This window comes from Lentzea sp. NPDC042327 (genome assembly GCF_040647275.1).
GTDB lineage: Bacteria > Actinomycetota > Actinomycetes > Mycobacteriales > Pseudonocardiaceae > Lentzea.
On the sequence record NZ_JBEZBX010000008.1, the window covers coordinates 14945 to 27309 of the forward strand.

The following is a 12365-nucleotide window of genomic DNA, read 5'->3' on the forward strand; positions in this document are numbered from 1 at the left end:
GCGCGGCAGCCCTCCATGCCCATCTGGGCTGGGGGGTTTCGTCATGTCAGGGGCAGGATCGATGGTGAGAGGGACGTTGAGATGAGCACGGACGCGGCGGAGATCCCCGCCTACCGCTACACCGCGGAGCTGGCGAACCGGATCGAGGAGCGGTGGCAGCGGTACTGGGAGGAACACGGCACCTACCACGCGCCGAACCCCGTGGGCGCGCTCAAGGGTGACGTCCCGGACGACAAGCTGTTCGTGCAGGACATGTTCCCGTACCCGAGCGGTTCCGGCCTGCACGTCGGCCACCCGCTGGGCTTCATCGGCACGGACGTGTTCGCGCGCTACCACCGCATGAACGGCCGGAACGTGCTGCACACGATGGGCTTCGACGCCTTCGGGCTGCCGGCCGAGCAGTACGCGGTGAAGACCGGGCAGCACCCGCGCAAGACCACCGAAGACAACATGAACACCTACCTGCGGCAGATCCGCAGGCTGGGGCTGGGCCACGACGAGCGCCGCCGCATCGCGACGATCGACCCGGGTTACTACAAGTGGACCCAGTGGATCTTCCTGCAGATCTTCAACTCCTGGTACGACGCCGACGCGGGCAAGGCCCGTCCGATCACCGAGCTGGTCGCCCGGTTCGAGTCCGGCGAGCGTCCCACTCCGGACGGTCGCACGTGGTCTGAGCTGTCTTTTGCCGACCAGCAAAGGATCTTGGGCGATTTCCGGCTGGCGTACTTGTCGGAGGCGCCCGTCAACTGGTGCCCGGGACTGGGTACTGTGCTGGCGAACGAAGAGGTCACCGCGGACGGTCGCAGTGAGCGTGGCAACTTCCCGGTGTTCAGGAAAAACCTGCGCCAGTGGATGATGCGCATCACCGCGTACTCGGACCGGCTGATCGACGACCTGGACCGGCTGGAGTGGCCGGACAAGGTCAAGGCCATGCAGCGCAACTGGATTGGGCGCTCGCACGGTGCCCGAGTCCGATTTGCGGTGGGAAGCGAGAGCATTGAGGTCTTCACGACCCGTCCGGACACGTTGTTCGGCGCGACCTACGTGGTCCTGGCACCGGAACACGAGCTGGTGGACCAGATTGCGGCGCCCGATCGCGTGGCAGACATCGCCGCGTACCGGCGCGCGGCGTCCCTGAAGTCCGAGCTGGACCGCCAGGAGAACAAGGAGAAGACCGGCGTCTTCACCGGGGCGTACGCCACGAACCCGGTGAACGGCGCGGAGCTCCCCGTCTACGTCGCCGACTACGTGCTGATGGGCTACGGCACCGGCGCGATCATGGCCGTGCCCGGTCAGGACCAGCGCGACTGGGACTTCGCGAAGAAGTTCGACCTGCCGATCATCCGCACGGTCCAGCCGTCCGAGGGCTTCGAGGGCGAGGCGTTCACCGGCGAGGGTCCCGCGATCAACTCCGGGTTCCTGGACGGGATGCTGGTCGACGAGGCCAAGAAGACGATCATCGGCTGGCTGGAGGAGCACGGCCACGGCCGCGGCACCGTCCAGTTCAAGCTGCGCGACTGGCTGTTCAGCCGCCAGCGCTACTGGGGCGAGCCGTTCCCGGTGGTCTACGACGAGGACGGCACCGCGATCCCGCTGCCCGAGTCGATGCTGCCGATCGAGCTGCCCGACGTCGACGACTACTCCCCCCGCACGTTCGACCCGGAGGACGCGGACACCGTCCCGTCGCCGCCGCTGTCGCGCGCCGGTGAGTGGACGACGGTCGAACTGGACCTGGGCGACGGGCTGAAGACCTACCGCCGCGACACGAACACCATGCCGAACTGGGCGGGTTCGTGCTGGTACCAGCTGCGCTACGTCGACCCGGTCGAGACCGAGCGGTTCGTCAACCCGGAGAACGAGCGGTACTGGCTGGGCCCGCGCACCGCCGAGCACGGCGCGAACGACCCCGGCGGCGTCGACCTGTACATCGGCGGTGTCGAGCACGCGGTGCTGCACCTGCTGTACTCGCGCTTCTGGCAGAAGGTCCTGTTCGACCTGGGGCACCTGTCGAGCGACGAGCCGTACCGCCGCCTGTTCAACCAGGGCTACATCCAGGCGTACGCGTGGACCGACGCCCGCGGCACGTACGTGCCCGCGACCCAGGTGGTCGAGGACGGCGGGAAGTTCTTCTACAACGGCGAAGAGGTCTTCCGCGAGTACGGGAAGATGGGCAAGAGCCTGAACAACGTCGTCACGCCGGACGAGATGTGCGAGACGTACGGCGCCGACACGTTCCGGTTCTACGAGATGTCCATGGGTCCGATGGACGTCTCCCGCCCGTGGGCGACCAAGGACGTCGTCGGTGCGCAGCGGTTCCTGCAGCGCCTGTGGCGCAACCTGGTCGACGAGACCGACGGCTCGCTGCGCGTCACCGACGAGGAGCCGTCCGCCGAGGCGCTGCGGCTGCTGCACAAGACGATCGCCGGCGTGCACGACGACTACGCGAACCTGCGCTACAACACGGCGGGCGCGAAGCTGATCGAGCTGAACAACTTCGTCACCAAGCACTACTCGGCGGGCACCCCGCGCGCCCTGGCGGAGCCGATGGTGCTGATGCTGGCACCGCAGGCGCCGCACGTGGCCGAGGAACTGTGGACGAAGCTGGGCCACGAGGGCTCGCTGGCCCACGGCCCGTTCCCGAAGGCCGACGAGCAGTACCTGGTCGAGGACACGGTCGAGTACCCGATCCAGGTCAACGGCAAGGTCCGCTCGCGGGTCGTCGTGTCCGCCTCCGCCGCGCAGGACGAGATCAAGGCGGCGGCGCTGGCCGAGGAGAAGATCGCCGAGCTGGTCGCCGGTGGCGAGCCGCGCAAGGTGATCGTCGTCCCCGGTCGCCTGGTGAACGTCGTCCTGTAGGACGTCAGTCGACGAGGAGGCCGTTGCTCACTGAGCAGCGGCCTCCTCCTCGTCGAACCCGATGTCCGTGAGCAGCTGGTCGATCATGCTGTCGAACATCGGCTCCGGGTTGCTCACCGCGAACGGGAAGCGCCCGAACACCTCCAGCGCCACGTGCCCGTACAGCCGCACCCACGACTGCACCACGTAGTAGATCTTGCCCAGGCTGAGCACGTCGTCGCCGACGGTCACGCCGTGCTGCCCCACCACGTCGATCAGGACCTGCTGGAACCGCGCCAGGTCCTCGTGCAGCGCCTTCGGCACCGGGTCGTCCACGTGCTTGGCGCCCAGGTTGGACGCGATCAGCCCACCGGCGAGCTGCAGGAACACCGAACCGAACTGGTCGGCGCCGAGCGGGTCGCGGGGTGAGGCGAAGACCAGCGCGAACTCCTGCGGGTGGGCCAGCGCCCAGCGGCGGAAGCTGTGGCACACCGCCCGCACCTGGCAGTCCACCTGGTCGGACGTCTCCGCGGCCAGGTCGGCGTGCAGCGCGGCGCCCATGTCCTGGCAGATGTCGTCGCAGAGCTGGCGCAGCAGCGCGTCGTGCGAGTCGTAGTAGCGGTAGAGCGCCGGTGCGGTGATGCCCAGTTCGCGTGCGATCGCACGCAGGGTCACTGCGTCACGGCCGCGTTCCACCAAAAGGGCGCGGGCCGCCTGCCGAATCTCACGCTCTGTTTCTGCGCGAAGGCGGTCTCGGCGAGTGGCCTGGGTCATATGTCACTCCATCGGGTTGTAGACCCCGTGCACGGCCCCGTACGGTTTCAGTGAACGGTGTTTACAAGGTTCGGGTGTTCACGGTACTACCCAGGAGGCCGTCGTCCATGTTCGCGAAATGGGGCTCGCTCGCACACAGACGGCGTTGGGTGGTGCTGGTCGCGACCGTACTGCTCGCCGTCCTCGGCGGCGTGTGGGGACTGGGCGTGTTCGACAAGCTCAGCCAGGGTGGGTACGAGGCCCCGAGCAGTGAGGCCGCGCGTGCGGACAAGGTCGCTGAAGAGGCGTTCGGGCGCAAGAACGGTGATGTGATCGTCATCTACCGGGGTGACTTCGCGAACCCGCTCGAACTGAAGAAGGTCGCCGACCACGTCGCCGGACTGCCCGAGGAGGACGTCCTGGGCGTCGTCGGGCCCGTGCCTGCGGACGACCAGCAGCAGGCCCTCGTCGTCATCACGCTGAGCAGCAGCGACTCGAACGAGCAGATCAAGCAGTTCGAGGACGTCCAGCCGCGGCTCGCGATCGACGGGTTCAGCCAGCAGGTCGGCGGTCTCGTGCCGACCCAGAAGGCCATCAACGACATGTCGCAGGCGGACCTCACGCGCGCAGAGATGTTCTCGTTGCCGCTGGTCCTGCTCCTGCTGGTGGTCATCTTCGGTGGCCTGGTCGCCGCGTCGCTGCCGGTCGTCGTCGGTGGTCTCTCGATCATGGGAGCGCTCGGCGTGCTGCACGTCGTCGCCATCTACACCGAGGTCAACTCGTTCGCGGTCAACGTCGCCTCGCTGCTCGGCCTCGGCATGGCGATCGACTACGGCCTGTTCATGGTCGGCCGGTTCCGCGAGGAGCTCGCGCAGGGGCGCACGACCGAACAGGCCGTCGGCCGCACCGTCGCGAGCGCCGGCCGCACCGTGCTGTTCAGCGCGACGCTGCTGGTCATCGCCCTCGCCGGGTTGCTGATCTTCCCGCACGGCTTCCTGAAGTCACTCGCGTACGGCGGTGTCGCGGCGGTCGCGATCGCCGCGCTCGTCTCCCTCACGCTGCTGCCCGCGTTGCTGGGCGTGCTCGGCCACCGCGTCGACAAGCTCGCCATGCCGTGGCGCAAGAAGGAGCCCAGCGAACGCGGGTGGCGCACGCTCAGCGGCAAGGTCATGAAGCGGCCCGTGCTGGTCGCCGTGCCGATCATCGGTGTGCTCGTCGCGCTCGGCGCGCCGTTCCTCGGCGTGCAGTTCGGCCAGGTCACCGAGAAGGTCCTGCCCGAGGGCAACGCCGTCCGCGTGGCCACCGAGAACATCAACGAGAACTTCTCCGCGCTCTCCAGCACCGGCCTCAAGGTCGTCGTGAAGGGCGGGGACCAGGCCGCCGTCCAGCAGTACCTGGACCGGGTCAAGGACGTCTCCGGCATCGGTGACCTCCAGCCGCTCGGCCAGGGCAACGGCGTCACCGCCGTGTCCGCGGGGCTCGACCGGGACGCGCTGAGCGACGAGTCGAAGCAGGCGCTGAAGGACGTCCGCGCGCTGCCGGCCCCGCAGGGCGCCGAGGTGCTCGTCGGCGGCAACACCGCCATGGTCAGCGACTCGCTCGACGCCATCAAGGACGGGCTGCCGCTGATGGTCGCCCTGCTGGTCGGCGCGACGCTGGTGCTGATGTTCCTCGCGTTCGGCTCGGTCGTGCTGCCGCTCAAGGCCGTGGTCATGAGCGCCCTGTCGCTGTCCGCGACCTTCGGCGTGCTGGTCTGGGTGTTCCAGGAGGGCCACTTCGCCGACCTGCTCGGCGTGACGCCGGGGCCGCTCGAGTCCGGCATCGTCGTGCTGATGGCGGCGATCGTGTTCGGCCTGTCGACCGACTACGAGGTCTTCCTGCTGTCCAGGATGGTCGAGGCGCGCAGCAACGGCGCCACCACCGAGGAGGCGGTCACGACCGGTCTCGCCAAGACCGGCCGGGTGATCACCTCAGCCGCTCTGCTGCTGATCGTCGTCACCGGCGCGTTCGCGTTCTCGCAGGTCGCGATGATGCGGTTCGTCGGCGTCGGCATGATCCTCGCGCTGGCACTCGACGCCACCGTGGTCCGCATGCTGCTCGTGCCCGCCGTGCTGAAGCTGCTCGGCAACGCCGCGTGGTGGGCGCCCGGTCCCCTCAAGCGGATCCAGGAGCGCCTCGCGCTTCACGACGAGCCGGCGGACGACTTCGACGAGGAGGTCAAGGTCCCGGCCGCGGTCGGCTGACCAGGAGCGAAAGCGATCAGGGCCGCGTCGAACTGGCGCGGCCCTGTCGTTTCCACGAACGCGGTGGTGCGCATGGGGTAGGTCGCGAGCACCGCGTTCGAGCTGTCCAGCACGGTCGTCGTCGCCCCGGTCGCGAGGAAGACCCTCCGGTCACCTGGCGCGATGGCGACACCGGGCGCGTTGATCGGCAGGCGTTCCCGCACGGTCATGGTCGCCGCGTCGACCACCGCGACCGAGCCCTCCTTCGGCAGCGCGACGTAGACCGTCGCACCGTCCGGGGTCACCGCGACGCCGCCCGCCCCGGTGCCGATGCCCGCCGAGCCGACGACCCGGTTCGTGGCCGTGTCGATCACCGTCAGCGTGCCCGGCGTCCTCTCCCCCAGCCGCATGCCGCTCACGTAGAGCCGCGACCCGTCCGGTGACACCGCCAGGTGCTGCGGCAGGCCGCCGACGAAGACGGTCGAGGTCTGGAACGCGACGGCGGTGTCGACCAGGCTGATCGTGCCGTCCTGGGCGTTCGCCACGTAGAGGACCTTGTTGTTCGGGTGGACCGCGAGGCCCTGCGGCTGCCCGCCGACCTTGATCGCGGCCACCAGCCGGAACTCCCGCGGGTCCACCACGGCCACGCTGCCGCTCGCGCTCACGTACAGGCGCTGGCCGTCCGGGCGCATCGCCGCCTGGGAGAGCTGGACCTGGGTGAAGAGCCGGTCGCGCACCGCGCCGGTGTGCGGGTCGACCTGGGTGATCGCGCCGGACCAGCCGTTGACCACGTAGACGCGCTCACCGTCCGGTGACACCGCCACGCCCGTCGCGCGGCCCGCCGTGTCGGCCTCGGCCAGAACCGCACCGCTGCCGGTGTCGACGACCTGGACGAGACCGGTTCTGCCGACCACGTACGCGCGTGGCGCCGACGTGCCGGACGAGGTCGGAACGAGGTCGTGCTGCTGCTCGACACCCATCGCCGCGATGACCGCTGAGAGTGCCAGAACCGCGGCCACGAGGCGTGGCTTTGCCATAGCCCGAATCGGACCACTTCGGGGTTATTCGATCTACCTGCGTCACTCCGTCGAGGGGAATCTACGCCTGGTCGTAGTACGAACGCCGCCCGCGACGGCGGCGCGGGCGGCGTTCGTCCCGATCAGCAGGAGCGCGGAGCCACCGGAGTGGGCTCGTGCGGCTCGGGGGTCTTCCGCGACGCCACCAGTTTGGCGTAGCGGGCGCCCGCGGTGAGCAGCACCAGACCGGCACCGAGGAACGCCAGCACCCGCGCGAACCCGTCCAGCGCCGAGAGGTCGAACAGCAGCAGCTTCGCCACCGCTGCCGCGACCAGCACCAGCCCGCAGATCCGCAGCGCCGTCACGTTGATGCCCTTGACCAGCAGGAACAGTGCGGCGACGGTCCAGGACACGGTGACGATCGAGTGCCCGAACAGGAACCCGGTCTCGTTCGGCGACACCAGCAGCGCGCCGCAGATCACCAGGCCCGCCGCGCCGTAGAGCACCACCAGCCCGGACGCGATCCACGGCAGCGGGTTCTCCGCCGGCTCGCGCAGGACCCGCATCTTCCTGGCCGCCCACGGAACGGCCACCGCGAACGCGGCCAGCACCAGCGCCGTCACCATGCCCGCGGCGTAGTCGCCGACACCGGCCGGGCGGTAGCGCGGCTCGTCGAGCAGCCACGGCAGCGGCACCGCCTGCGTGATGGCCAGCAGGAACCCGAGCGCGCCGAACGCGATCGACCCGACCAGCGCGCTCTTCTTGCCCAGGCGGGCGGCGAGGAACGCCAGCAGGATCGCCTCGGCCAGCACGACCGCCGCGCGCACGTTGCCGTCGAGCGCGACCACCGTCGTCTGGAACAGCGCCAGCATGCCGGTCGCACCGGCCGCCGTCGCGAACGCCCGCGGCAGGTCCGGCACCATCCAGATCGCCAGCAGCACTGCGGCCACCGCTCCGACCAGCACCGACCCGGCGGTGCGGTCCAGCAGCGTGGTGGCGAACATCGACGGCAGCGCAGACCCGGCGACCAGTGCGATCGCGACGACGTCCGCCGGTCGCTTCCAGACGGTGATCAGGGCGACCGCGATGCCCACCGCGGTCGTGGCCGCCGCGACGCCGACGACCGTCCACTCGTAGTCCGCGGGGATCGCGCTCGCGGTGGCCAGCATCGACGCGATGATCGGCGGGAAGCCGCCGGCGATCGCGAGACCCGGCCAGTTGCGCTTGATCTGGACCGGCGTGCTGGCCATCTTCAGCACCAGCAGGAAGCCGACCAGCAGCACGGAGAAGCCCTCGGTGATGATCGGCGAACAGACGGCGCACGCTGCGACGACGCACACCGCGAGCGTTTGCGAGTCCCACCGCAGCGCCAGCACGACACCGGCGACGGCGACCACCAGGCCGACGACCAGGCCCGCGAACGGCGGCAGGTACCCGTACAGGCTGGTGGCGGCGATGACGTCGAGGTAGAGGCCCGCGAAGCCGGTCGCCGCGAGCGCGAACGCCCCGGTGCGGCCGGTCGGGTTGCGGTGCAGCCACATGCCGATGCCGATCATCGCGGAGCTGAGCACCGCGCCGCCGATCACGCGCGGCACCGGGCCGAGCCAGCCGCGCTGGATCGCGAGGACCATCAGCATGACCAGGCCGAGCACGGTGATCGCGCCACCGACCCAGGCCAGCAGCTTCGAGCCCGCGCCGTCCTTGCTGAGCTTCTGGAACAGCGTCTCGCGCGGCGGCACCGGCGCCTGCTGCCACTGCGGCCGCCCCTGCTGCGGGAAGGCACGCGGGGGCCCCGCGTGTCCCACAGGGGTACGTGGGGTCCCCGCGTGCCCCTGAGGCCACTGGGTGGGGGGCGGGGGGAACTGCGGCTGTGCGGTCTGTGACCAGGGGTTGGGCGAGGGCGGGGGTGCGGCCGGTGCGGGCGCCTGGGGTGGAACGGGGGTGGCTGGCTCGGCGGGCGGCGCGACGGCCTCCGCGGCCGGTGCTTCCGCGGCCCGCGCCGGTGCCTCGGCTTCTGCCACGGCGACGGCCGAGTGCTGCTCGCGCATCTCCGCGCTGATCGTGGTCAGCCGCTGCCCGATCGCGGCGAGCTCCAACGCGAGGCGCTGCTCGTACCCGAGGCGATCCTGTCCGTTCATACGACAAGGGTGAGGCAGCACACGCCCGGTGACATCCGTACACCTACTCACCCGGCTTGACTGGACAGGTGTGTAATCGATTAACTACGCCCTCGTGACGACCATGAAGGACGTCGCGCAGCACGCAGGCGTCTCCACGGCCACCGTGTCGCGCGTGCTCAACGGCCACGCCGCGCCGACGCCCGAGACCCGTGAGCGGGTGCTCGCCGCGATCGAGGAGCTCGGCTACCGGCCCAACGCCCTGGCGCGATCCCTCAGGACCACCAGCACCCAGACCCTCGGTCTGGTCATCAGCGACCTGCTGAACCCGTTCTTCGCCGAGATCGCGCGAGCGGTCGAGGACGAAGCCCGGTCACACGGCTACTGCGTCGTGATCGGGAACGCCGACGAGAGCGCCGAGCAGGAGGCCACCTACGTGCGCACCCTGCTCGACCGCCGGGTGGACGGCCTCCTGCTGTGCCCCGCGACCGATGACCCCGCCCTGGTTCGCGAAGTGAGCGCAGGCGGCGTTCCGCTCGTCCTGCTCGACCGGACGGTCAGGGGCGCGACCTGCCCCGTCGTCCGCGCCGACGGCAGCGAGGCATTGACCGCGCTCGCCCGGCGGCTCGTCGGCGCCGGCCACTCCCGCATCGGTGTGATAGCGGGACCACCGGACACCTCCACCGGGAGAGAGCGCAGCACCGTGTTCACCGGTGCACTGGGCGGCCTCGCGCAGGTCGTGCACGGCGACTTCCGGCAGGAGAGCGGCAGCCAGGCCGCCGCCAGGCTCCTCGACGACGGCGCCACCGCTCTGGTCGCGATGGACAACCTGATGGGCCTGGGCGCGCTGGCCCAGATCAGGTCGCGCGGCCTGCGGATTCCGCACGACATCGCGCTCGCGGTGTTCGACGACCAGCCGTGGTTCCCGCTGCTCGACCCGCCGATCTCCGTCATCGCGCAACCGACGGTGGAGATGGGCAGGGCCGCCGCGCGCAGCCTGCTCGCCCTGATCAACGGGCAGCAGCCCGACGACGTCCGCCTCACCGCGAAGCTCGTGCTGCGCGGCTCGCTCGGGGAGGCCGAGCTGTGAAGACCCTCATCACCGCCCGCGGGATCACCAAGCACTTCGGCGCCACCAGGGCGCTGGACGGCGTCGACCTCGACATCAACGCGGGCGAGGTGCACGTCCTGCTCGGCGAGAACGGCGCGGGCAAGTCCACGCTGGTCAAGGTGCTCGCGGGCATCCACGGTCACGACGCGGGCACCATCGTGGGCCGCGCCAGCCTCGCCGTGATCCACCAGGAGCTGGCGCTCGTCCCCGAGCTGAGCGTCGCGGAGAACCTGTTCCTCAACCGGTTGCCGCGCAGGTTCGGGTTCGTCGACCGGGCCGAGATGCGCCGCCGGGCGCCCGAGCTGCTGAACCGCGTGGGCCTCGACGTCGACCCGAACGCCAAGGTCCGCGACCTCGGCATCGCCCAGCAGCAGATGATCGAGATCGCCCGCGCGCTCGACAAGGACGCCGGTGTCCTGATCCTCGACGAGCCGACCGCGGTGCTCACCGACACCGAGACCGACCGGTTGCTGCAGATCATGGACCAGCTGCGGCGCAACGGCGTCGGCCTCGTCTTCATCACGCACCACCTGGACGAGATCCAGCGCATCGCCGACCGCATCACGGTCCTGCGCGACGGCCGGTCCGTCGGCGTGCTCGGCCCGCGGGCCACCACGCGGCACATGATCGAGCTGATGGTCGGCCGCCCGATCGACGAGCAGTACCCGCGCGCGGCCGGTCGCCCCGGTCAGCCGTTGCTGCGGATCTCCGGCCTGACCAAGCGCGGTGTCTTCGCCGACGTCGACATCGAGGTGCGCGCGGGCGAGGTCGTCGGCGTCGCCGGACTGGTCGGCGCCGGTCGCACGGAGGTCGCGCGCGCGGCGTTCGGCGTGGACGACTACGACAGCGGCACGGTCGCGGTCGACGGGAAGCCGTTGCCGCGCCACGACGTGCAGGCCGCGATCAAGGCCGGTCTCGGCCTCGTGCCGGAGGACCGCAAGGGCCAGGGCCTGGTCCTCACCGCCACCGTCGGCTCAAACCTCGAACTCGTCACGCTGACCGACCGCGACCGGTCGAGGCTGCACGACATCGCGGGCAAGCTGCGCATCAAGGGCCGCGTCGACCAGCCCGTGAAGGAGCTGTCGGGCGGCAACCAGCAGAAGGTCGTCATCGGCAAGTGGCTGCTGGCCGACCCGAAGGTGCTCATCCTCGACGAGCCCACGCGCGGTGTCGACGTGGGCGCGAAGGTCGAGATCTACGAGCTCATCAACCGGATGACCGCCGCCGGACGGGCCGTGCTGCTCGTGTCCAGCGACCTGCCCGAGGTGATCGGGATGAGCGACCGCGTCGTCGTGATGGCCCACGGCCGGGTGGCCGGTGAGCTGCCGAAGGGCGCGACCCAAGACCAGGTGATGGCACTCGCCGTGCAGGAGATCCCAGCGTGAGCACGATCAGCATTCGCAAGTACGCAAGTGAGAACGGGGCCCTCGCCGGGCTCCTCGTGCTCGCCGTGGTCATCGCGGTCATGCAGCCGGCGTTCCTCAACGCGCAGAACCTGCTCAACGTCGGCGTGCAGGCCGCGGTCATCGCGATCATGGCGTTCGGCATGACGTTCGTGGTGGTCGCGGGCGGCATCGACCTGTCGGTGGGCAGCATCGCCGCGCTGGCCGCGATGGTCGGCGCGCTGACCGCGGGCCCGCTCGGCCTGGTCGTCGGCGCGCTGTGCGGTCTCGTCAACGGCGCGCTGGTCAGCTACGGCAAGCTGCCGCCGTTCATCGCGACGCTCGCGATGCTCAGCGTGGCCCGCGGTCTCACGCTGGTGTTCTCCGAGGGCCAGCCGCACGAGACCGACGAGCTGGTGACGTTCCTCGGCTCGAACCTCACGCCGTCGCTGCCGTTGCCGCTGCTGCTGATGCTGCTGTTCTTCGGCGTCACCGGTCTCGTCCTGACGCGCACCAACCTCGGCCGCCGCATGTACGCGATCGGTGGCAACGAGGAGGCCGCGAAGCTCAGCGGCATCGACGTGCGCCGCACCAAGCTCTGGATCTACGCGTTGTCCGGCCTGTTCGCCGCCGCCGCGGGTCTCGTGCTCGCGGGACGGCTCGGGTCCGCCGGTCCGCAGGCCGCGGCCGGCTACGAGCTCGACGCCATCGCCGCTGTCGTCATCGGTGGTGCGTCGCTGTCCGGTGGCGTTGGCCGCGCCACCGGGACGTTGGTCGGCGCCCTCGTGCTCGCCGTCCTGCGCAACGGCCTCAACCTGCTCCAGGTCCCGCCGTTCTGGCAGCAGGTCGTCATCGGCGCGGTGATCGCACTCGCCGCGTTGCTCGACTCCCTTCGCCGTCGCTGAGACAACCCGCAACAGGTAAGG

At 70.2% G+C, this 12365-nt stretch carries 8 protein-coding genes; 5 read left to right on the forward strand and 3 right to left on the reverse strand.

What is annotated here, in order from left to right; genetic code table 11:
- The first annotated feature begins 81 nt into the window (after positions 1 to 81).
- Entirely contained in the window at positions 82 to 2859 is a 2778-nt protein-coding gene (gene leuS, locus AB0A63_RS21060; RefSeq protein ID WP_360393795.1) for a leucine--tRNA ligase, read from the forward strand.
- A 27-nt stretch (positions 2860 to 2886) separates the two neighbouring features.
- On the opposite strand, the gene AB0A63_RS21065 is transcribed toward leuS, so the two are convergent.
- Positions 2887 to 3612 carry a TetR/AcrR family transcriptional regulator gene (locus AB0A63_RS21065; protein WP_360393798.1) on the reverse strand — a complete coding sequence of 242 codons (726 nt, stop codon included), beginning with the start codon at positions 3610 to 3612 and terminating at the stop codon, positions 2887 to 2889.
- 152 nt (positions 3613 to 3764) lie between these two features.
- Between AB0A63_RS21065 and AB0A63_RS21070 the strand changes: the two genes are divergently transcribed.
- Positions 3765 to 5834 carry an MMPL family transporter gene (locus AB0A63_RS21070; RefSeq protein ID WP_360393801.1) on the forward strand — a complete coding sequence of 690 codons (2070 nt, stop codon included), beginning with the start codon at positions 3765 to 3767 and terminating at the stop codon, positions 5832 to 5834.
- On the opposite strand, the gene AB0A63_RS21075 is transcribed toward AB0A63_RS21070, so the two are convergent.
- Together AB0A63_RS21075 and AB0A63_RS21080 are read right to left on the reverse strand one after the other, a co-directional pair.
- Positions 5774 to 6850 carry a hypothetical protein gene (locus AB0A63_RS21075; RefSeq protein ID WP_360393803.1) on the reverse strand — a complete coding sequence of 359 codons (1077 nt, stop codon included), beginning with the start codon at positions 6848 to 6850 and terminating at the stop codon, positions 5774 to 5776. The genes AB0A63_RS21070 and AB0A63_RS21075 overlap by 61 nt on opposite strands.
- Before the next feature lie 122 nt (positions 6851 to 6972).
- Entirely contained in the window at positions 6973 to 8967 is a 1995-nt protein-coding gene (locus tag AB0A63_RS21080; protein WP_360393805.1) for a DUF2339 domain-containing protein, read from the reverse strand.
- 103 nt (positions 8968 to 9070) lie between these two features.
- Here AB0A63_RS21080 and AB0A63_RS21085 point away from each other — a divergent pair, with 103 nt between their 5' ends.
- Genes AB0A63_RS21085 through AB0A63_RS21095 form a run of 3 tightly spaced genes read left to right on the forward strand, consistent with a single transcriptional unit; the run spans position 9071 to position 12344 of the window.
- Positions 9071 to 10036, forward strand: coding sequence for a LacI family DNA-binding transcriptional regulator (locus AB0A63_RS21085; protein ID WP_360394804.1), 966 nt, complete (start codon positions 9071 to 9073; stop codon positions 10034 to 10036).
- Positions 10033 to 11442, forward strand: a complete 1410-nt coding sequence (locus tag AB0A63_RS21090) for a sugar ABC transporter ATP-binding protein (RefSeq protein ID WP_360393808.1) — start codon at positions 10033 to 10035, stop codon at positions 11440 to 11442. Before AB0A63_RS21085 ends, AB0A63_RS21090 begins: the two co-directional genes overlap by 4 nt.
- Positions 11439 to 12344, forward strand: a complete 906-nt coding sequence (locus AB0A63_RS21095; protein WP_360393811.1) for an ABC transporter permease — start codon at positions 11439 to 11441, stop codon at positions 12342 to 12344. The genes AB0A63_RS21090 and AB0A63_RS21095 overlap by 4 nt, the downstream gene beginning before the upstream one ends.
- The last annotated feature ends 21 nt before the right edge of the window (positions 12345 to 12365 follow it).